We start from the raw sequence: 21,190 nt of genomic DNA on the forward strand, positions 1-21,190 counted from the left end.
TTTGCTATCGATTTTACTGTTGTATCGCTTTGTGAATTTCACCATACTTATCTTCATACTTTTTGTACATCGGCTGAACAGCTTCTTTAAATGGTTCTAGGTCGATTCCTTCAATAATTTCCATGCCGTTTTCAATCGCTGTATCCTTATATTCTTGTTCAAGTTTTTGTACAAACTCCCGTTGATGGGTTCCTGCTTCTTTTCCAGCTTCGAGTAAGACTTGTTGCATGTCCTCAGGGAACGAATTGAATTTATCGTTATTCATCAAAATCATCCCTGCCGAATACATGTGATTCGTCACTGTCAAATAATCATGAACCTCATAATATTTTTGAGGAATGAGGACAGCGAGTGAATTCCCTTGTCCATCTACAATTCCTTGTTGGGCTGAAAGAAACAACTCACTGAAAGGGATCGGTGTTGCAGACGCTCCGAAAGCGTTTACAGTGTCAATCTGAATTTGATTCTCCTGCGTTCTTAACTTCAGACCTGCTAGATCAGAGAATTTACGAATAGGTTTAGAGTTCGTTGCAATATGGTACGAGCCATTATCGATCCAATATAGATTTTTAAAGTTTGCTTCTTCCAGTTGTTTTGATATTTCCTCCCCAACTTCACCATCTAGTACTTCTTCAGCATGCTTATGATCTGTAAACAAAAATGGAAAATCAAGCGCATTTACTTTATCGGCGAAGTTCCCCATTGGACCGGTCGAAAGTAATGCAATATCAATGCTTCCAGATTGAACGGATTCAGCTGCTTCTCTTTCAGCCCCCAGCTCAGAATTCGGGTGCACCTGCACTTTAATTTGACCATTCGACTTTTCTTCAACAAGCTCTTGGAATTTCAAAGCTCCTTCATGTAAATGAGAGTCTAAGGCCCCGCCATGTGCAAGAGTAAGCGTTTGCACACCATCGCCACTTTCTCCATTTCCCGAACAGCCCACTAACAGAATCAATGCAACGACTAGAACAAGTGTATTTTTCAATAACTTCTTCATCCCAACACCCCTTTTATCATTTTGTGATAATAAATATCCACTACGTGATAATTATCATAATTGAATCATTTAAGAATAGCAAGCCTAATTTTATTTAATTTCAAAATCATCAACTAAACTGTATTTTCTTTAAAGATAATGGATTTCCCCTAAAAAAAACGTGGAATGTACGAGTCATCTACAATCGATGACTCGTACATTCCACGTTTCCCGAATAGCAAGGTGACGCAGCATTCTATCTACTTTACAAACCAACCGCATCTTGTTAGGATAATTGATTTTTCTTTACCTTTTTCGTAATTTCATTTGCCGATTTTACCACTTCTTCTATAGTTTTACTTAGAATTTCCTCCGGAAATCGCTCTTTCGGTCCAAGAATAGAAAGACTTGCAATGACAGAATCATTTTCATCAAAAATAGGAGCCGCTACTGCCAACGTGTCTGAATCCACTTCTCCTACTGTTTGTGCATAGCCTTGATGACGGATTTTCTTCAATTCTTGAACTAACTCTTCACGAAACGTCTCATCTGCTTCCTTGATAATTCCATTAATAAACTTCGTATTTTCAAATGCCAATATTGATTTACCCGAGGCTCCACGATCCAGTTGATGGATTTTACCGTTTTTAGTCAAATAGCCGATGAGTCTGTTCCCTTCCGCAAACTGCACTGTAACACCTACATCCCCTCTCCTGACAACCAATAGCGAGGTTTCATTTAATCTTTCCGTTAAACTGTCCATAATCGGGCGAGAAATCGTCAAAAGGTTCTGATCAATTTGCTGATGTAAACTTCTTGCTAAATCCATAATCCGCATCCCTAAACTAATCTGTCCCTTTTCCTTTCTTTCAATTACTCCATTTAATTCAAGCGTTTTAACGAGTCGATAAGCTGTACTCTCAGGTAAAGGCACCCTTTCCGCAATCTCTCCGACCGTTAACGTTTTGCCTGATTCCGCTAGAACAAACAATATATCTAATGCCCTTCCCACTGTCTGTGTCTGATTCACTTTTACACTCCCTAACCCTTATCAATACTTACCATGGAAATTACTAAATCTATTTTATCATTATACGAAAAAACAAATCCATTTTATGATAATCTGAACTTAGCAAATCTAAGCAACCTAGTCAACCTCTGTCTTTCATTAAACGACTAGTCTATTGCCTTTCTACATTTCCGTGTATAAAACAATCTAAATGTCTCTATTTTCTGTCAACCACAGTATAGCATCTCTATTTCATGAATGCGCAAAAAGGGTTGAAAATCGAATTGATTCCAACCCCTTTGTCAACATACTATAAAACCATTACACGGCTTTTTTAATGCAGTTAGACATATTATTTTTCAACAAGATCACCAGTAGCCTTGTAGCGCTTATTAACAACTCTTACCAGGTTCTTGGAAGGACTCTTTTCATAAATAAAAGCAACAGCAATTGCTGCCAGTAATCCCGGCACTGCCAATACCATAAAGTTTTGTTGAAACGGTAAACTCAAGGCAAGGAGTGCTCCTCCCAACATCGGACCAATGATCCCTCCAATTCTTCCTACACCTGATGCCCAGCCGACTCCTGTTGAACGCACTTCGGTCGGATAAAATTGTGAGGCGAAGGAATAGAGAATAATTTGCGATCCGATGGATGTGGCTCCGGCAACTGCCACAAATAGATAGAGTACGATGATAGTGGGCTGCATGCCCATTACGGTTAAAGAAATGGCATTTAAACAAAAAAAGATGGTCAACACGCGTTTCGTACTCCATCTATCTGCCAGCCATCCGCCAATCAATGAACCAAAAATTCCGCCTATATTTAACGCCAAGAGAAATGTCAAACTTGAACCAAACCCATATCCGGCTTCGGTCATTAGTTTAGGTAACCATGTCCCCAAACCGTACGTGATTAGCAAGCATAAGAAAAAATTGAGCCAGAACAACACAGTACTAATCGTTCGACCATTTTCAAATAACTTTTTGACAGGAATACCCGTTTTCGGTGGAACGGTCATTTCATACTCGTCCTCATCGCGCGGTGTATAAGATGGGTCGATTTGGGCGATTACTTGACCGATTCGCTTCTTGTTATTTCGGGCCATGAGAAATCCTAGTGATTCGGGGAGATATTTGTATAGAAAAGGAACCGCCATTGACCACTCCCACAGCTAAAGCAATGGGATTCTTTTTCGCAAACATTTCACTTGCACTTCCCCATTTGAGGAGGCAGAGGCGAAACTTGGGCGAACAACAGTCGAAAGAATTCCTCTCTCGAATGGGCAAGGTCTTTGCCAACTACGCCGTCCACTCGGCGATACGTTTCACTTGTTTCGGCAGATCGTTGGGATGCTTTACTTTTTGTCTGTCTTCGAACGATAGATGCCTTTTTAACCACACCGGTTGCTTATAGATAACCGAGAGGATTGTTTTTACAGCCATCGGATATTTTTTGCGTGCGATGTTTTGCGCGCCGTTGATATCGCGATGGATTTCTGTTTTGTGAACAGAACAGCTGAAGTTTCTTCCGTTTGCTTGATGGCGACCGTGACAAAATGGGCAGTCTTGCGATGTATAGCTTTCTTCCGTTTCTTTCACTTGAATGCCTTTTAATTGTGCTTTATAGGTCAGTTTTTGTTTTACTTTTCCTTGATTCCACAAGGAAAGTTGTTGGCGCCGCTCTCGGCTGGTTTTTCGAGGACCTTTTTTCTTGGTGTTTTTTTCAATGCCCGAAACGTCGCCAATGACTAGATGGGTCACTTGTTCTTCTTCTAAAAAAGCAACGATTTCTTTCGTTGTTTGATGTTCTAATGCTGCCAATTGATTAGCGGTTTTTTGCCGGATTCGCACTCTGGCACGCTGGTATTTTTTCCATTGACGGGATCCCTTTTTACAGCGGGACATCAATTTACTCAATTCCGCCAACGCTTTTGCACGAAATTGCGAGATACTGCGCATCGCTCGTCCCGATACTAATAACGCTTTCTCTTCCGTTGCGACCGTCACCGCATGAATTTCACCTAAATCTGCTCCGGCGGCTTTAAAAGGATACGTTGAAATGTCCTTTTCAGGCACCGCAATAGCATAACAAAACCAGTACGCCCCATTGCGCCAAACAACTTCAGCATAATTGCAGTTTGCCAAGTTTTCTTTGGAAAGATTCGGGAACTTGACGGAGTGTTTTTTCTTTGGAAATTTTTGATGCCAATCTTTCTTTTTCTTTTTCGTTAGCAAAGCTGAAAGATACAGTTCATATGTGACTTTTTTAATGGCGATCGTGTCAGTCGAAATATCCATGGAGGCTTTTTTCAATGGAATGCAATAATACCTTTTTTTTCGCCATGGATATTTGGCTTTCTTGTCTGTCTTTCGTATTTGACGGATCGTTTCCCGATTCGCGACATATTTGTCCGCAATTGCTTGAACCGTTTGGGAATGCAGGTGATACGTTTGTTTCCGAACAGCCTGAATGTCGGTTTTACTTAACCATTTACGAAATGAAAAATAATAGGAAGTAGCTTCTCTCACAATATCATTCCAAACAGAAGCCGCTTCTTGCTGCATATCCCTTAGCTCTGCATATAGTTGTTCATCATAAGGAATTTTAAAAGAATGAGTGACAAACAAGGATTTCCCTCCTTCCCATTTGTTTGAATAGTTCAATTATAAGGAACGTATGTTTCGTTAGCAACTATTATGTGGTACAAAGAACGAAAAAGTCGAAACATTGACCTATCTAAAGATAGACCCGTTTCGACCTCACTTTCATCCCACCTCTAAAGAAGTGGGCTTTCTCGTTCGGAAAACCTGTAAAAAGGCTGAAGAGAATGACGCAAAAAAGAATCACATTTTTACGGCCAATCCGATCGGCCAATGGTGCAAATAGAAAGGCACCAAACATCATCCCAATCAGCGCATAGCTCCCTATAGTGCCCGCCTGTACGGATGTTAAGGACCATTCTTCCATTAATAAAGAGACAACCGATCCATATACAACTAAATCATATCCGTCAAATACAATGATGAAAGCACACCAAAATACAACTAATCCGTGAAAGCGGTTAAATTTTGATTCATCAACAGTACGGGCAATATTGATCGAGTTCAAGCTTTTTCCTCCCTTATCAATACAGATCTATCAATAGGCTAAAACGTCGGACTTTACTTCGAAACCGCCAATTCATGCACCCCTAAAAACTTCAACGCATTTTGACCGTGAATTAATTGTGCATCTTCTTCGGAAATCCCTTGTAATTCGTCCACTACTTTCCCCGAAGGGACTTCGCGCAATAAAAACGGATAATCCGATCCAGCAATGATTTGTTCAGCCCCAAAACGCTCAATCATATAGTGAAGATTCACGGGGTCATACACGAGCGAGTCATAATAGAGTTTCTTGGCATAATAACTCGGTGGTTTTTCCGTTTTTCGGATTTCGGGCCAAACTTCCCAGCCTTTATCCATTCGAGGCAATAAATAAGGTAAAGAACCGCCCCCATGCGCAAAGCATATTTTCAATTTCGGATACTTGTCCAAAAGACCGCTCATAATAATGCTGCCCGCTGCAAGGGCCGTTTCCGAAGGCATCCCGACCATATACATAAAGTTATGTCTCGGCATCCTTTCCCCGCCCAATGTCGCCCATGGATGAACGAAAAGCGGAACATTCCATTTCTCCGCCGCTTCAAAAAATGGCTCCAAGTACGGATCGTCCAAATTCACCCCATTGACATTGGAACCGATTTGAAGACCTTTCAACCCTAATTCATGCACGGCCCGCTCCATTTCCTGAATGGCAATCGTAACGTGCTGCAATGGAACGGTGCCCAAACCGATAAAGCGCTCTGGATATTCCTTTGCAATGGAAGCGATAAAATCATTTTGTACTTGCGCTAGTTCTAACCCGGCTTCCGGGCTTGACCAATACGCTAACGTAACAGGAATCGGCGATAAAACTTGAATATCGATGCCTTCCTTATCCATATCCGCGATTCTTTGTTCAACATCCCATGACTGATCCGTAATTTTCCGAAACGATTTCCCTTGAACAAAAATCTCTGCCCCACAATCGCAGGTTTTTGTTAAAGTTGGAAAACGCGCATCTCCATATTTACTCGCCAAATCCGGAAAATCTTCCGGAATAATATGTGTATGAAAATCCACACGTAGTATTTTGTTTGCCAATGAAAACATCCCCTTTTCAATAAAGACTGTCTTAAAAAAATAATGAGATAGACAGAAATTTCCATCCATCTCATTATTCATGGCGATTGCTAGTCTTTCTAATGTCATCTAAGAATCGTAATTACAGTAATTTTGTTCCGTAAGTGAAGTAACTCTCAGGAGCAACACTTCCCCATAGGTCAAGTCCTAATAGACCAACTTCTGGGCTCCATTCGATCGGTTCCCAATCTGGTGCAAAGATCAAGAATCCACCTGTCCAAATTTCAACCCGGTTGCCAGAAGGTTCGATGACATAGATGAACTGCGCACCACTTGTCCCATGCTTACCTGGTCCCCATTCGATTTTAATATCATTTTCAGCCATTAAGTTCGCCGCTCTGATTAACTCGTCCGGTGAATCCAAGTAGTAAGCCAAGTGGTGGAAAAGTGCACCGTTCTGATTCGCATTACGCATTAATGCAATTTCATGGGCAATATTCGTTCGACTCAACCATGAACCGATACGGACATCATCCTGATTTTGAACATAATATCGATGGTGAATACCTAATAGATCAGACCACCATTTTTGCTCTTTCTCCACATCGTTTACCATAAAGTTCACATGGTCAAAGCGGCGTGGCGCTACCCCTTTACCTGTATATTTACTTGGGTGACTCGGTAATTTCGAAGCAATCGCAGGATCATTATTCACATACTTTTCCTTTTCCCAATACAGTTCAACTGGCAAACCTGCCGGTGATCTGAATTGTATGGAATCTCCTTGCGCTTTTTTCTTTCCTGCACCTAGCAATGTATGTTCAATGCCCATATCTTTGAATTGTTTTCCAAAAGCGTTCAAGGCTTTTTCCGAACTTACACGCCAACCGACTTGTTTAACGCCGGATACATCTGACTGTTTAAGTACTAATGTATGATGGTCGAAATCTTGCCACGCTCTTAAATAAACGCGGTCCCCTTCTTCAGCTGAAACATAAAGGCCCATTACTTCTGTAAAAAACCATGTGGATTTTTCCAAATTTGTCACACCAATTTCGACGTGACCGAGATGGGCGATGCTCGTTGTATATTTTTCCAACTCTTTCAAAAGTGCTTGTTCCCCGATCATTTTATCGTTTGAAATACTCATCTGCCATTTCCCCTATCCTATTAGTTTTTTTACATCTTTTATTCATTTAATTGTTTAGTACTCTTTTTTCCGACATGGGCATTCCAGCCGCTCCCCAGTGCGTGCTAGGAATCTCGGTGACAAGCACCCGGACATTTTCGGCGGGTGCATCTAATGTTTCAGAAACCGTTGCGGTAATATTCCGAATCACTTCAGATACTTTTTCTTTCGGTCTACCTTCGATTAGATTGACATGGATAATCGGCATTCCCTTACTTCCTTTCTTTCTTTCTTCCAGTTAATCGGTCACTGTGAACGACACTTCGCCAAGCCCGTCAAACTTCCCGACCACGACATCATCTTTTTCAAGTAAGACGGCACCCGTCAATGCCCCCGATAAAATGACATCCCCTTTTCGGACTTTGTCGCCTTTACGTGCAAGCATATTGGCAAGCATGGCAATCGCATTGGCCGGATGTCCAAGTACGGCCGCACCCGCCCCTAACTCCTTGATTTCCCCGTTAATCGATAGAGTCGCACCGACGACATCCAATTCGAACTGCTCTGGTGATTTCACAGTCGTTCCAAAGACAACCCGCGAGGTTGACGCATTGTCCGCAACCACATCGGGCAATGTAAAATTGAAGTTTTCATAACGGCTATCAATGATCTCTAATGCTGGTAGAACCGATTCCGTTTTGGCCAAGACTTGAGCACCTGTCACACCAGGCCCCTCAATATCTTCTCCGATGATAAAAGCGATTTCCGCCTCCACTTTCGGATGGATCAAATCGCTTAAAGAAACTTTTCCTCCGTTATCAATGAGCATATAATCAAAAACGTATCCGTAAATCGGTTCGTCGACATTCATTTGCTGCATTTTCGCTTGGCTCGTCAACCCCATTTTAGGGCCAACAATCTTCCGGCCTTCCGCCAGTTTCATCGTGACGATTTCTTCCTGGATGCGATATCCTTCCTCTACCGTCAAATCCGGTTTCAAGTGGGCCGTCACTTTTTTAACTTCCCGTTTCTCGACTTCTCCCGCAACTAAATAATTCGCAATTTCTTTGATAGCTGTTGCATTCACCATGACCCTCTCCTTTTGAAGCCTTACTAAAATATTTACTGATTAAAAATGAACGCTTACTTCCCCTAGATGGGCAAATTTCACTGTGAATGTATCTCCTTCATTTGCATCCACAGCAGCTGAAAGGGCACCTGATAAGATGACTTCCCCCGCTTGAAGCGAAATGTCAAAGTCCGCCAACCGATTCGCAAGCCACGCTACACATTGGGCAGGATTGCCAAGTGCAGCCGCACCGACCCCGGTATTCACAAGCTGACCATTCTTTGTCAACACCATGCCCAACAATTCAAGGTTCACATCCTCGATTCGGGTCGGCTTGCCACCAAGTACATAGAAGGCGGAAGAAGCATTATCTGCAATCGTGTCCGGCAGTTGAATTTTCCAATCTCGAACTCTGCTATCGACCACTTCGATGGCGGGCAAAATATAATCCGTTGCTTGCAATACATCCAATGTCGTGACGTTCGGACCTTTCAGCTCTTTTTTCAAAACAAAGGCGATTTCACCTTCCACTTTCGGTTGAAGGACTTTTTGTTTCGGGACGACATTGCCATTTTCGACAACCATACCGTCAAGCAAATGCCCATAATCCGGTTCATTTACCCCGAGTAGGTCCTGCATCGCTTTCGATGTCAACCCGATTTTCTTGCCAACAATTGTCTTGCCTTGCGCCACTTTCCTGTTGATATTGTCAAGTTGAATCGCGTAAGCTTCTTCGACCGTCAGATCGGGGTCCGCCGCTGTTAACGGCAGCGTCCCCACTAACGTCGTTTCGGCCTGAAGTAATTGTTCTGCAAGTTGTTTTCGTTTCGTTGTCACTTCAGTTGCCATCATTGTTCCCTCACTTTTACATTTTGATCGTAATATTTGATAACTCGGTATAGAAATCGATACTGTGCATGCCGCCCGTCCTACCGACTCCACTATGTTTCATACCGCCGAATGGTGTTCTCAAATCGCGCAGGAACCAGGTATTCACCCAAACCATTCCCGCTTCAATTTGATGGGCAACGCGATGGCCACGCTTCAAATTCGTCGTCCAAACCGAGGCACTTAGTCCATAATGCGTATCGTTCGCCTGCTCGATGACTTCCTCTTCCGTATCAAACGGAATGACTGTTACAACGGGACCGAAGATTTCTTCCCGGACACAACGGGAGTTTTTATCCAAACCGGTAATAATCGTCGGCTCCAAGAAATAACCCTTGTCCAATTCCTCCGGCCGCTTGCCGCCTGTCAAAAATATTCCGCCTTCTTCACGGGCAATATCCAGATAGCTCGTTACCTTGTCATAATGTTCTTTACTGATCAACGAACCGACATTTGTATCCGCTTCAAATGGCTGACCGACTTTCAATGCTTTCACTTTCGCTGTAAATTTCTCTAGAAACTCCTCATATGCCGGTCTTTCCACGTAAATACGTGAACCGCACATACAAACTTGCCCTTGGTTAATAAAACTGGACTTCATTGTCGTTTCAATGACATCGTCCATATCCGCATCGGCAAATATGATATTCGGATTTTTTCCGCCGAGCTCATAAGATAGTTTTTTCAGCGTATCCGCACCCGCTTTCATAATGGCGGCACCCGTTCTTGGTTCACCGATAAATGAAATCGCATCGACATCCGGGTGTTCTGAAATCGCTCCACCCGCAGAGCCTGGACCAAATCCATGAACGAGGTTCACAACGCCATCCGGCACACCCGCTTCTTTTAGTATTTCCATCAGGACGGTCGCCGTCATCGGTGTCCATTCTGCCGGCTTAATGACTGCCGTATTCCCCATTCCGAGACATGGAGCCAGCTTCCAAGTAAGTAGCAACAACGGTAAATTCCATGGCTTAATAATCCCGACGACACCGACAGGGCGACGGATTGCGTAGTGCAATGCTTCTTCGTTTTGCTGGAAGGTATCCGTTCCGACAGAAATGATATAGTCCGCGAAAAAGTGGAAATTGTATGCTGCACGCGGAATATCGACGGAATTTGCCAGTGAGAATGGTTTTCCGGTATCCAAAGACTCCAAACGTGCCAACTCTTCTTGTCTTTCCAGTATCAAATCACCGATTCTGCGAAGGACTTTGGAACGTTCTTCTAACGTGTAATTTTTCCATGGACCCTTGAGTGCTTTCCGGGCTGCCGCGACCGCAACGTCAACTTCTTCCTTCCCACCTTCTGCAACAAGTCCAATCACTTCTTCCGTTGCAGGGTTTATATTTTCGAAGCTTTTACTCTTTTCCAACTCAACGAACTTCCCATTTATAAAGTGGCGACAATCGATGGCTTGCACTTTTGTTTTTGTAATCATAAATTCATTCATCTCCATTTTCTTTATTTTGATAGACATAGTGTTCAAGTTGGAGCAACGATAGGCTCTTGTTTAACTCGCCTCATCCTTCTTACAGGTAAATGGTTCATCCGCCATTTTGATCGAATTGGATGGACAGCTTTCATAAGCATCTTCCAGATCATCTTCCATTTCCTCAGGCACTGGCGTCATTCCTTGGTTATCATCCAGGCAAGCAAAAGATATTCCCTCATCGTTGTAATCAAATAAATCAGGGGCCGCTATCCCGCAAGCACTACAAGCAATACATGTGTCCTGATCAACGATTGTGTATTTGGTCATCTGCTACCTCCTCTTTTCTTTTCGTATGCGGAAATATACGTCTCATTAAGTGACACCGGCTGGTTCTTTTACTCTTTTTTCTTCCCCCATAATGCTTGTACTATGAGGGGCTTGCACTTTCGCTGTTGGATCAATATACACCTTTGCATTACTAACAGCGATAGGCGCTTCACCAAACCCCGTTGCTATTAACTTCACTTTTCCTTCATAGGTGCAAATGTCCCCAGTCGCATAGATTCCTTCGATATTCGTTTCCATCTTTGAATTCACAACGATGGAATTCTTTTCAATGTCCAATCCCCAAAAATTTATGGGACCAAGGGAAGAAACAAAGCCAAAATTCACGAGCACGTCGTCTACATCCAGTTCCACTACGGCATCCCCTTTTGCTTCTTTGACAATGACTTTTTCGATTCGTTCATGCCCGACGAGCTTTGTCGGGATGTACGGGGTCAACACTTCCACTGTTGACTGCTTCAACAGCTCCACACTATGTTCATGGGCGCGGAATGTATCTCTTCGATGAATCAATGTGACCTTTTCTGCAATGCGCTCCAGCATCAATGCCCAATCCACGGCTGAATCTCCACCGCCGAATAACGCAACCTTTTTCCCGGCAAAAGCATCGACATTTGTCACGAAATAATGCAAGTTATGATCCGCAAACGCGCCTTCCCCTTCCACATTCATTTTCCGGGGTTGAAAGGCTCCGTTCCCTGCGGTAATGACAATGGTTTTTGTATAATGCGTAGCTTGATTAGTCGTGAGTTTGAAAACACCGTCATCTTGCTTTTCCAGTTCTTCCACTGTTTCATTCAAACAGATCGTCGATTCAAATTGCTGCATTTGTTCTTCCAATCGATTGACAAGTTCCTGCGCTTTCACTTTAGGAAAGCCTGCAATATCATAAATATATTTTTCGGGATACAATGCCGCTAACTGTCCGCCTAACTGTGGAAGACTTTCGATGATTTTGACGGACATTTGCCGCATCCCCGCATAAAAAGCTGTAAATAAACCCACCGGTCCTCCACCGATAACCGTCATATCCACTACCCTAGACCGTTCATCCATATCTAAACCTCCTGTACAAATAGAATACATTGAATATTCAGTCACAATTATGCGTCATTGTACTAAACTCGTTTCAATGGCATCTCCATTTCCGTTTTATAAAATAAGGCTTATTTTCCCGTGCGGTCGTAAACTATCGAGTTTGAGCGTCACTTTCTTTTCTTGAATGACGATTCTTTGGTCTTTCACAACCAATCGATAATCATTGACTCCTACAAAACAGTCAAGCACTTCACGTTTCGTTCGATACGTTGAAAAATTGCATCGCACATGGATCACATTTCCCTCTTGCTGTTTAATGCGGATATTGTGGATGTTCCGAACGGTTGTGGAATGCGGATATTCCACATGGGCTTCTTTTTTCAATAATCGTTTGGCTCTCTCTTCAAGTCGGGTCCGGTCATCGTTGATATAAAAGATGGATGTAGCTGGATCCGCATCAGGATTTCCTAATGGAGGCACAAGATACGTGCCATCCTCCGAAAACAAGTCCGCCCATTCTACTAATTTCCATTCATCGAGAAGTTCTGACTCCTCATGTAAGAAATCGACAATTTCTTGATGGGATATGGACGTCTTCATCTCTTGAAGTATTCCAGTCATGTTAAGACCTCCTCCTTTACTGATTGTTTCGTCATGACTTCATTCCATTTGCGCCAGAAACTGCGCATTTGTTCTTCGTCCGTTGCCTGCGCCTCATCTCGGATCATTCCTTTTGAAATGTCATTCCATTCGACTTCTAGATTATTTAAATACCCTTCCTGACAGAGCTCAAGTGCTTCGTTATCATCCGGCGTCGCAAAGCCACCCGGCCCAAGGAATTCAAGGAAGTTATCATTTCTTCTGAGCCTGAACTTTTCACTCTCATCTTTCGGCGCGAGCGAATATCCCGTCACTTCCATATAGCCCGGTTCTATCGGATAATAAGTCCTTGCAGTAATCGCCATAATATCATTGATGACCAGGTTCGGAAATACCAAAATATTACGGTTGTATCCTGTAATTCGTTCTGCTCTTTCCTCACCGAATCGTTTGACTAACTTATTTTTCAGCTCTTCAATTTCAGCTCGATCCTCTTCTGGCCATGCCGGAGTCCACTTGGCAACGGGCCTTCCCCAAGGCGCAATATATTCAATGACCGCATGACCATTTCCTAGGTCAATCCCTTTACCTTCAAGTACTGCTTTTTTCAACCCTGGATCCTGGCTCGCTTTAATATCAAAATACGTTTTATGTGTTGGCATGCCGTGATAGAGATCGACACTGTTTTCAGAAATAAGCTTCCAATTCGCACGGACACTATATTCTTGTGGGTCATGTAAGACTTCTAATCCGACTTCTGACTGATCCGCGACCAAATCGATATATTCCTTCGCATTTCCAAGGTATTCATCGAGCGAAATCGCATTTGTATCGAAATTCACAAACATAAAGCCGCGATAACTTTCCAAGCGTGACACTTCCGTCAGGTTTTTGGAACCATCACAATTGAACTCTTCCGAAAAGCCATCTTTACCAGGCATACCTACTAATTCACCATCGTTCTTAAAAGTCCAAGCGTGGTAAAAGCAACGAAAAACTTTTGTGTTTCCTTCATTTTCTCGACAAACCAAAGCGCCACGATGCGGGCATGAATTATATAACGTCCGGATGACCCCATCACTACCACGTGTGAACAACAAATTTCGTCCGCCTACTTTTTTCCTTTTGAAATCACCGTTTTTCGGCAATTCCGATTCATGACCGATATAAATCCAACATTTACTGAAAATTTCTTGCCGTTCCTTTTCTAAAATCTCATGACTTGTAAACACACTTCGGTGCACTGAAAACTCGGATTTTTGATGATCTTCACGAATATAGCTTTTCATTAACGCTCTCCTCCTATGAATGATCGATTAGTAGCAACTTCCTTTTCTTATTGCATCGTACTACCGCCATTGACACTGATCACTTGGCCGTTAATAAACGTGGCTTTATCAGAAGCTAGGAACACAACTGCATCTGCAACTTCTTCCGGGTAGGCCCCTCTTCCAATCGGAATAATATCAATATAGCGATCTACCAATCGGGTGTCCCGATCCCGGATATCATCCAGCAACTCTCCCTCTACTGCGGGTGGAGCAATCACATTCGCCGTAATATTATTTTTGGCAAACTCCCTTCCTAATCCAGAAACAATTGCATGAACCCCGCCTTTTGCTGCATTATAAGCGGCATGATCCCATAATCCGTTACGAACCGAATCTGCGCCGATATTAATGATTCTCCCAAAGTTTTGCTGAACCATATAAGGCAACACCTTATGACAGGACCAAAGCATCGTCCATAAGTTGCGATCGATTGTCGCTTTAAGCGTTTCAGACGTTTGCTCAAGGAAAGGGAGAATGACGCCGCCACCGGCATTGTTCACAAGAATATCGACCTTATCCCATTTGTGAATAACTGTTTCAACCATCGCAATCACATTTTCTTCCTGTGATAGATCTCCGATAAAGTATTCCGATTCTTGACCCGTTTGTTGGACAATCTCTTCTGCGACGGCTTTCGTACGTTCCGCGTTCGTTCCAGTTACTAATACTCTTGCACCTTGTTGCGCTAGACCGATCGCTATCGCTTTCCCAATTCCCCGAGAAGAACCTGTCACGATCGCAACTTTTCCTTCTAACAGTTGGTTAGTCATTGTTCCCGATCATCTCTTTTCTTTTGATAGTAATAATCCAGTTTGTGCTTATTCATTTCGTTCACCTTCATGTAATCGCATTCAAATTGAAGATTACTTTTTGAACAGAAGGTTGGAGTAGGGTGAAGATGCAATGCATTTGACTTAACCTCAGTATAAAGGGCGCTAAATTATAACTCCAATTGAAAATATTTTGTATAATCTGACTTTATTAAACTTTTTTCTATACATCACCTAGCCACTTAATCGGTTACCTACTGGATTAGAAGAATTCCAATTCTCGCAAAAATCATTTTGACAATTCCGAACTTTACACTTAGAATGAATGAAGCATTGGTAAAAATTGAATATATCGTTAATTTCAATTACTGATAAGGTAAGGAGTCGAGTAAATGGACAAAACCCAATTAGAGACCTTTTTAACGATTGCCAAACACAAAAGTTATTCAAAAGCTGCTACTCTCCTAAATGTCACCCAACCTACAATCACAGCACGCATAAAAAATCTAGAGAATGAATTATCCTGTCCATTGTTTATCAAAGTTGGAAGAGACACCGTTTTATCGAAAGAAGGGACTGTTTTTTTTGAATATGCAACAAATATCTTGACCTACATGAACCATTCGAAAGAAGTCGCTAAATACACAAAGTACCCTGAAATACGAATAGGGTTTTCACCGGGGTATTCGTATTCTTTCATAACAGAGTTATTAGACGCTGTCATATCGATCGATAATTTAAACATTACCATCATGGAAGGATTGGATTCCTGCAATTTGAATGAACAAATCATGGCGGGCGACCTCGATCTTGTATTCACCCGAAACATTCAGTCCCACCGCCCGGAAATCGCCGCAGAATATCTTTTTGATAACAAACTAGTTGCAGTCCTTGGGCAAAAACATCCACTTACAAAAAAGAAATTCCTCACCCCTCATGATCTGCAAAATGAGACATTAATTAGTTATCGTCGAAATTCCAACCTATGGAAAGAAATTGACCAACGACTCATTGGGATTTCCAATATTAAGCGGCTTGAAGTTGATAATAATGAGATGTTGAAAACCATAGCAGAAAGCGGCCTAGGCATTGGAATCACCCCCTCTCTTGGCATCAATAAATCAAATGAAAGTGATTTAGTCATTAAAGATATTCAAGAGATCGGAAATATTCCAAACAGAGTCTATGTACAATATCGAAAGAATTCAATTATCGCGTCCCCTATTAAAAAAATAATTTATTCCATTATTAATCATGAAATGAAAACATCCACCTGAGCAACTCAGGCTTCATTGCCACCTTCTAATAAATTGTAAGCGCTTAAATCATTCCTACACACAAAGCAAAAAAGACTGCCCCCATTCAATCACTTCGAATGGGAGCAGTTCCTGTAACCGTCAGGACTATTCGATTGGTGCATCGGGTTCAACATGAACATGAACGTCATATACACCTTTTTCGTCTTTCAACGCTTTCTCAACTAAGGTTGAGATATCATGGGCAGCTTCGAGACTTAAGGTTGACCTCACAAGGATGACGACATCTACTACAGCATTATTGCCATACATTCTAGCCTTGATTTCCTTTACTTTTTGCACGCCAGGAACTGCTTTAATTGTATTTTTATAGACTTTCATCACTGATTCATCAAAGCCATCACTTAGGTCATGAGAGGCTTGAATGAAAATGTCCCATGCCGTTTTGCAAATCAAATACCCTACGATCAAGGCCGTTAATGTATCGAGCCATGGCATGCCCAACTGGGAGCCAAATATCCCCACTGCTGCCCCGATACTTACCCAAGCGTCTGAAATATTATCTTTGGCAGCTGCCATAACAGCTTGACTATTAATTTTTTGCGCTAATTTCTTATTATATCGATACACGAAATACATCACCGCAAATGAGGCTAGCCCGACATATCCTGCAAGCATATCCGGTGATTCTTTTTCTTCATTGAAAAAAGAGAGGCCTGCACTGATGAATACTTGGATACCGACAGCCATCATGATAATCGAAGCAACCATAGCTGCAATGGTTTCGCTTTTCCAGTGCCCATATTTATGATTTTTATCTGGTGGCTTCTGGGATAGCCTTAACCCGATCAGCACAGCGATTGATGCAATGATATCCGTTGCATTATTTAAACCATCCGCTTTTAAAGCTTCTGATCCGCTGATCGTGCCTACCATTAGTTTCATGGTCGAAAGACAGATGTAAGCGACTATACTTAGTATGGCGCCTCGTTCTCCTAATTTAAGCTCGATATACTTTTGCTCATTCAACTCGTTCGCCCCCATCATCACTTTGAGTAACCAACGCTAGACAACAATTGGTGCCCCTTCCTTCCATTGTTGCTTGAAGGAAACAAAAACCCTTGACTGATTTCAGTCAAGGGTTGGGAAATTTTAAAAAATATATGTCATTGAGATGCAATCTACTCATGGCTATCACTCTTTTCATATGCCCTTTCATCTTAGCATGTGGCTCTGAAGCAAGCAAGTTTCTGCTAATACGACATGAAAAACACAAAGTGATCAATGGCTTGTCACAAAAAAACGCCCCCATTCAAATCGCTTCGAATGGGGGCGGTCATCGTTTTATAGACTATTACTTTTCGTCAGTTCATGTTCTTGGATGAAGCCTTTTAAGATTTCGCCCAAGTTTGGATTTCCTACTTCGTCAAGGTCATAATGCACACGTGTGCTAGGTTTGTTGATGTTAATGATACGAGTGAGGTCCATCGGTGTACCGATAATCACTGCATCGCAATCTGCGTTATTGATCGTTTCTTCAAGGTCTTTCAATTGTTGTTCGCCATACCCCATTGCTGGAAGGATATTCCCGATATGTGGGTATTTATTGTATGTGTCGACGATTGTACCGACTGCAAATGGCTTCGCGTTAACAATTTCTTTCGCGCCTAGACGTTCAGCTGCGACCGAACCTGCACCGATTTTCATCTCGCCATGTGTCAATGTCGGACCATCTTCAACGACCAACACTCGTTTTCCAGCAACGATTTCTGGATTGTCGACGGTAATCTTGGATTCGGCTTTAATGATCGTGCTAGCAGGCGCCGCGAACTTAATATTATTTTCAACGATTTCAATCGCTTCCTTCGTTGCACTATCAATTTTATTGATAATGGATACGTCAGCAGTTCGTAGGCTCACTTCGCCAGGATAGTATTTCAACTCATGGCCTGGACGATGTGGATCCAATACGGTAACGGCTAAGTCAGGCTTGATGAAGGAGAAATCATTGTTTCCGCCGTCCCAAAGAATGACGTCACAACCGTCCGGATCATTCTCCGCTGCCGCTAAAATATCTGCATAATCCACGCCCGCATAGATGATATTGCCTCGTGCCACATGTGGCTCGTACTCTTCCATCTCTTCGATTGTACAATTATGCTTCTTCAAATCTTCTACAGTTGCAAAACGCTGAACGCGCTGTGCATTCAGATCGCCATAAGGCATCGGATGTCTGATTGCAACGACTTTTAAGTCATGCTCAAGCAATGTTTCGATAATTTTACGTGACGTTTGGCTCTTTCCAGTTCCAGTACGTACAGCACAAACTGAAATGACCGGTTTATTACTCTTTAACTGTGTACCTTTCGATCCAAGTAATGTGAAGTTAGCACCCGCCGCATTGACGATCGCACCTATTCCCATCACATCCTCATAACCGATATCACTATAAGCGAATATACATTCATCTACATCTAATTCTTCTATTAACTCAGGTAACTGATCTTGTGAATAAATCGGAATCCCTTCCGGATATAATTCACCCGCCAGTTCACTTGGATATTTACGACCATCTATATCAGGAATTTGAGTTGCTGTAAACGCAACGACATTGTATGCTTCATTATTACGATAAACTGTATTAAAATTATGGAAGTCTCTACCTGCAGCGCCTATGATAATAATATTTTTCTTTTCCATAGCATTCTCTCCTAATTCCTATGACTTGTTTATAATTATAAATGATTATGCATTTTAATACAATCACTTTTTTAAAATATTTGTATCCAATTAAGTGGAAATTAAAAATTGGACAAAATATTTGTTCAACGATATAGTAATTATAAATGAATTTTCGGAAAAAAATCAGGATTTTTATATTCATGTTCAACTATTCATTTAAGGTATAAGTTGAAAGAAGGTGTTTTCATGATACGCGCAATTTTAGTGGATGACGAACCACTTGCTTTACAACATATGGAAAAAATAGTAACCGCATTAGGTTCAGTCCAAGTAATTAAAACTTTTTCAAATACACAAGCGGTATTAGATGAAATGCCCCATCTTGATTTTCATGTCGTTTTTTTAGATATTGATATGCCAGGGATCAACGGACTGGATTTGGCTGAAATCATTCAAAGCTGGAACAAAGACGTCTATATTGTTTTTGTGACCGCCTATCGGGATTATGCAATAGAAGCTTTTGAGCTCGATTCGATAGATTACTTGATGAAACCTGTGATGAAAACCCGCCTAGAAAAAACCATTTCACGCATCCAAGAACAACTGCAACTGAACGCCATCCTATCCGGCACTGCACCACAATACCCTTCCCCTGCATTGAAAATCAATTGTTTTGATGAGTTTGCAGTCTACTATCATGAAACCCCTGTCAAATGGAAAACAGCAAAAGTGAAGGAACTGTTCGCTTTTTTCATTTCCAATTTGAATACCTATTTAAACAGGGACATGATTATTGATATGCTTTGGACAGGAATCGACTACGCAAAAGCCAAAATCCAATTGCATACGGCTATTTCGCATTTACGGAAAACATTGGAGGCAAATGGTTCTCCAGGTACTTTAACATTTTCCAACCAAAGCTACATACTGAAATTACACAACTTCCAATGCGATGCCATCGAACTCGAACGGGCTTTGGATGAGTATGATGTAGTAAACCGAATGAATATACAACAGTTCGAGCAACTTGTGCAGCAATATAGTGGTGACTATATGGAGAAAAACGGTTATGAATGGGCAACGATCAAAGCACAAAATCTTCGCCAGAAACTATTGCAACTGCTGCAAAATATGGTCGACTTTTATCACGAAAATGAGGATTCCGTTAAGAAACAGCATTATTTACAGCTACTCCTCCATTACAACCCCTACTCTGAACAGGTACTACAGCAACTGATGCAACAACATATCCTTGCTGGAAACCGTGGGGATGCTGTCAAGCTGTATCATGATTTCAAAAAACTATTGCTAGAAGATCTCGGTATTTTACCAAGCCGAGCGACCAACGAACTGTACGAATCGATCCTCTATGCACATGAGTCATAAGAAAAGCGCCAATTGATAATACATCGGATTGGCGCTTCTTTATATACCGTGACGCAACCATTTCTAGGATCTCATATTGGATCGTTCACTTTCATTCATTTTCCAAAGTAGGTTTTGGTATATAGTTGGATGGGCTATATTTTCGGAAATTCGTTCCAGTTCGTCCTTTTACCTCGTACATTGCCGTATCTGCGAATTCGATGAGCCGTTTCGGATCTGTACTATGGTCTGGATATATGCTCATGCCAATACTGGCACTTACTTTGATTTGAAATTGATTGATGACGAACAGTTTGCTGAACAGCTCCATAATTGCTTGGATCATTGTTTTCAAATTTTCTATTTCCTCGATGATTATCACGAACTCATCACCACTCACATGGAAGACAAAGTTATGCAAGGGAGTGACACTGATGAGCCTATTGCCAACCTCTTGCAAAACAAGATCCCCTACCGCATGCCCATACGTATCATTAATCGTTTTAAAACGATTGATATCCATATAAAGAACAGCTAGTTGAGACCGCTTACGTTGCGCTCTTGCGATGGACGATTCCATTACCGTCCCCAGCATCCTCCGGTTCGGTAAATTGGTAATCTCATGATGACAAGCAAGCTGCTGCCATTTCTCCGTTTCTTTTTGCTTTGAAATATTGGTGAAAATCACAAGCATACGACTTGAAATTTTTCCGCTACCCAAAAACGAAATAATAGTGGAGGAAAGCCAAATCAACCCGCCTTTACGCGTACGATGACATAATTCCCCCGTCCATTGTCCTCCCTTTTGAACAACGGCCCATATCTCTTCCCACAGCTGATCCGCATGGCAACCAGAATGCAACATCCAGTAATCCTGCAAATACAATTCAGGCAACGTATAGTTAAAAGTATTCACAAAATTCCCATTCAGGTCAATCACTTTTCCTTTATCATCTAAAACCGTCAGGATAAACGCTTGCGTCAACGTATGTTTAAGTATTTCGAGTGGATCAGCTTGCACAGGAGCATCCATTTTCTCTTTTCCACAGTCTGAAAAATAAAATCCCATGTCGATTCTCCTATCTCCGTAGGCTTCATAGTACTTTTATCTTATTACTATACAAAAAA

General features: G+C 41.9%; 21 protein-coding genes. 2 read left to right on the forward strand and 19 right to left on the reverse strand.

From position 1 onward, the window contains the following. Nucleotides 1–13: 13 nt before the first annotated feature. The 16 genes from MHZ95_RS15030 to MHZ95_RS15105 form a co-directional block, all read right to left on the reverse strand. On the reverse strand, nucleotides 14–1,000 hold the full coding sequence (locus MHZ95_RS15030) for a TRAP transporter substrate-binding protein (RefSeq protein WP_239391603.1): 987 nt from the start codon (nucleotides 998–1,000) through the stop codon (nucleotides 14–16). Nucleotides 1,001–1,265: 265 nt separating this feature from the next. Next, on the reverse strand, nucleotides 1,266–2,009 hold the full coding sequence (locus tag MHZ95_RS21010; RefSeq protein ID WP_239391604.1) for an IclR family transcriptional regulator: 744 nt from the start codon (nucleotides 2,007–2,009) through the stop codon (nucleotides 1,266–1,268). Nucleotides 2,010–2,340: 331 nt separating this feature from the next. Beyond that, nucleotides 2,341–3,147 carry an MFS transporter gene (locus MHZ95_RS15040; protein WP_239391605.1) on the reverse strand — a complete coding sequence of 269 codons (807 nt, stop codon included), beginning with the start codon at nucleotides 3,145–3,147 and terminating at the stop codon, nucleotides 2,341–2,343. Nucleotides 3,148–3,289: 142 nt separating this feature from the next. Next, complete coding sequence (locus tag MHZ95_RS15045; protein ID WP_239391606.1) at nucleotides 3,290–4,618, reverse strand: RNA-guided endonuclease InsQ/TnpB family protein; 1,329 nt, start codon at nucleotides 4,616–4,618, stop codon at nucleotides 3,290–3,292. Between the two features lie 109 nt (nucleotides 4,619–4,727). Beyond that, entirely contained in the window at nucleotides 4,728–5,099 is a 372-nt protein-coding gene (locus tag MHZ95_RS15050; RefSeq protein WP_239391607.1) for an MFS transporter, read from the reverse strand. Nucleotides 5,100–5,152: 53 nt separating this feature from the next. Further along, nucleotides 5,153–6,175, reverse strand: coding sequence for an amidohydrolase family protein (locus MHZ95_RS15055; RefSeq protein ID WP_239391608.1), 1,023 nt, complete (start codon nucleotides 6,173–6,175; stop codon nucleotides 5,153–5,155). 121 nt (nucleotides 6,176–6,296) lie between these two features. Further along, nucleotides 6,297–7,304, reverse strand: coding sequence for a VOC family protein (locus MHZ95_RS15060; protein ID WP_239391609.1), 1,008 nt, complete (start codon nucleotides 7,302–7,304; stop codon nucleotides 6,297–6,299). 46 nt (nucleotides 7,305–7,350) lie between these two features. Next, a complete protein-coding gene (locus MHZ95_RS15065) occupies nucleotides 7,351–7,551 on the reverse strand; it encodes a 4-oxalocrotonate tautomerase (RefSeq protein ID WP_239391610.1) in 201 nt (66 codons plus the stop codon). A gap of 30 nt (nucleotides 7,552–7,581) precedes the next feature. Continuing rightward, entirely contained in the window at nucleotides 7,582–8,373 is a 792-nt protein-coding gene (locus tag MHZ95_RS15070; RefSeq protein WP_370643062.1) for a 2-keto-4-pentenoate hydratase, read from the reverse strand. Between the two features lie 39 nt (nucleotides 8,374–8,412). After that, nucleotides 8,413–9,201, reverse strand: coding sequence for a 2-keto-4-pentenoate hydratase (locus MHZ95_RS15075; RefSeq protein ID WP_239391612.1), 789 nt, complete (start codon nucleotides 9,199–9,201; stop codon nucleotides 8,413–8,415). 16 nt (nucleotides 9,202–9,217) lie between these two features. Further along, on the reverse strand, nucleotides 9,218–10,681 hold the full coding sequence (locus MHZ95_RS15080) for an aldehyde dehydrogenase (protein WP_239391613.1): 1,464 nt from the start codon (nucleotides 10,679–10,681) through the stop codon (nucleotides 9,218–9,220). A gap of 72 nt (nucleotides 10,682–10,753) precedes the next feature. Beyond that, nucleotides 10,754–11,002, reverse strand: coding sequence for a ferredoxin (locus MHZ95_RS15085; protein WP_239391614.1), 249 nt, complete (start codon nucleotides 11,000–11,002; stop codon nucleotides 10,754–10,756). Nucleotides 11,003–11,047: 45 nt separating this feature from the next. Further along, nucleotides 11,048–12,076, reverse strand: coding sequence for an NAD(P)/FAD-dependent oxidoreductase (locus tag MHZ95_RS15090; protein WP_239391615.1), 1,029 nt, complete (start codon nucleotides 12,074–12,076; stop codon nucleotides 11,048–11,050). Between the two features lie 96 nt (nucleotides 12,077–12,172). Then, nucleotides 12,173–12,679, reverse strand: a complete 507-nt coding sequence (locus MHZ95_RS15095) for an aromatic-ring-hydroxylating dioxygenase subunit beta (protein WP_239391616.1) — start codon at nucleotides 12,677–12,679, stop codon at nucleotides 12,173–12,175. Beyond that, complete coding sequence (locus tag MHZ95_RS15100) at nucleotides 12,676–13,947, reverse strand: aromatic ring-hydroxylating oxygenase subunit alpha (RefSeq protein ID WP_239391617.1); 1,272 nt, start codon at nucleotides 13,945–13,947, stop codon at nucleotides 12,676–12,678. The genes MHZ95_RS15095 and MHZ95_RS15100 overlap by 4 nt, the downstream gene beginning before the upstream one ends. A 47-nt stretch (nucleotides 13,948–13,994) precedes the next feature. Further along, nucleotides 13,995–14,759 carry an SDR family NAD(P)-dependent oxidoreductase gene (locus MHZ95_RS15105; RefSeq protein WP_239391618.1) on the reverse strand — a complete coding sequence of 255 codons (765 nt, stop codon included), beginning with the start codon at nucleotides 14,757–14,759 and terminating at the stop codon, nucleotides 13,995–13,997. A gap of 392 nt (nucleotides 14,760–15,151) precedes the next feature. On the opposite strand from MHZ95_RS15105, the gene MHZ95_RS15110 reads away from it, so the two are divergent. Continuing rightward, entirely contained in the window at nucleotides 15,152–16,036 is an 885-nt protein-coding gene (locus MHZ95_RS15110; RefSeq protein WP_239391619.1) for a LysR family transcriptional regulator, read from the forward strand. Between the two features lie 126 nt (nucleotides 16,037–16,162). Here the strand turns inward: MHZ95_RS15110 and MHZ95_RS15115 are convergent, their stop codons facing one another. Then, nucleotides 16,163–17,044 (reverse strand): cation diffusion facilitator family transporter, encoded by an 882-nt coding sequence (locus MHZ95_RS15115; RefSeq protein ID WP_304649394.1) that lies wholly within the window; start codon nucleotides 17,042–17,044, stop codon nucleotides 16,163–16,165. 315 nt (nucleotides 17,045–17,359) lie between these two features. After that, a complete protein-coding gene (locus MHZ95_RS15120) occupies nucleotides 17,360–18,715 on the reverse strand; it encodes a cyclic 2,3-diphosphoglycerate synthase (protein ID WP_239391620.1) in 1,356 nt (451 codons plus the stop codon). 228 nt (nucleotides 18,716–18,943) lie between these two features. On the opposite strand from MHZ95_RS15120, the gene MHZ95_RS15125 reads away from it, so the two are divergent. After that, a complete protein-coding gene (locus tag MHZ95_RS15125) occupies nucleotides 18,944–20,083 on the forward strand; it encodes a response regulator (protein ID WP_239391621.1) in 1,140 nt (379 codons plus the stop codon). A gap of 91 nt (nucleotides 20,084–20,174) precedes the next feature. On the opposite strand, the gene MHZ95_RS15130 is transcribed toward MHZ95_RS15125, so the two are convergent. After that, nucleotides 20,175–21,131 (reverse strand): GGDEF domain-containing protein, encoded by a 957-nt coding sequence (locus MHZ95_RS15130; RefSeq protein ID WP_239391622.1) that lies wholly within the window; start codon nucleotides 21,129–21,131, stop codon nucleotides 20,175–20,177. Between the last annotated feature and the right edge of the window lie 59 nt (nucleotides 21,132–21,190).

It is taken from the genome of Sporosarcina sp. ACRSM (assembly GCF_022346545.1).
Lineage (GTDB): Bacteria > Bacillota > Bacilli > Bacillales_A > Planococcaceae > Sporosarcina.

Coding starts and splice junctions, on each gene's coding strand:
- MHZ95_RS15070 (WP_370643062.1), bottom strand. CDS start 8,373: ATGGTGAATGCAACAGCTATCAAAGAAATTGCGAATTATTTAGTTGCG.
- MHZ95_RS15130 (WP_239391622.1), bottom strand. CDS start 21,131: ATGGGATTTTATTTTTCAGACTGTGGAAAAGAGAAAATGGATGCTCCT.
- MHZ95_RS15110 (WP_239391619.1), top strand. CDS start 15,152: ATGGACAAAACCCAATTAGAGACCTTTTTAACGATTGCCAAACACAAA.
- MHZ95_RS15090 (WP_239391615.1), bottom strand. CDS start 12,076: ATGGATGAACGGTCTAGGGTAGTGGATATGACGGTTATCGGTGGAGGA.
- MHZ95_RS15105 (WP_239391618.1), bottom strand. CDS start 14,759: ATGACTAACCAACTGTTAGAAGGAAAAGTTGCGATCGTGACAGGTTCT.
- MHZ95_RS15095 (WP_239391616.1), bottom strand. CDS start 12,679: ATGACTGGAATACTTCAAGAGATGAAGACGTCCATATCCCATCAAGAA.
- MHZ95_RS15075 (WP_239391612.1), bottom strand. CDS start 9,201: ATGGCAACTGAAGTGACAACGAAACGAAAACAACTTGCAGAACAATTA.
- MHZ95_RS15125 (WP_239391621.1), top strand. CDS start 18,944: ATGATACGCGCAATTTTAGTGGATGACGAACCACTTGCTTTACAACAT.
- MHZ95_RS15060 (WP_239391609.1), bottom strand. CDS start 7,304: ATGAGTATTTCAAACGATAAAATGATCGGGGAACAAGCACTTTTGAAA.
- MHZ95_RS15085 (WP_239391614.1), bottom strand. CDS start 11,002: ATGACCAAATACACAATCGTTGATCAGGACACATGTATTGCTTGTAGT.
- MHZ95_RS15030 (WP_239391603.1), bottom strand. CDS start 1,000: ATGAAGAAGTTATTGAAAAATACACTTGTTCTAGTCGTTGCATTGATT.
- MHZ95_RS15080 (WP_239391613.1), bottom strand. CDS start 10,681: ATGATTACAAAAACAAAAGTGCAAGCCATCGATTGTCGCCACTTTATA.
- MHZ95_RS15100 (WP_239391617.1), bottom strand. CDS start 13,947: ATGAAAAGCTATATTCGTGAAGATCATCAAAAATCCGAGTTTTCAGTG.
- MHZ95_RS15065 (WP_239391610.1), bottom strand. CDS start 7,551: ATGCCGATTATCCATGTCAATCTAATCGAAGGTAGACCGAAAGAAAAA.
- MHZ95_RS15120 (WP_239391620.1), bottom strand. CDS start 18,715: ATGGAAAAGAAAAATATTATTATCATAGGCGCTGCAGGTAGAGACTTC.
- MHZ95_RS15040 (WP_239391605.1), bottom strand. CDS start 3,147: ATGGCGGTTCCTTTTCTATACAAATATCTCCCCGAATCACTAGGATTT.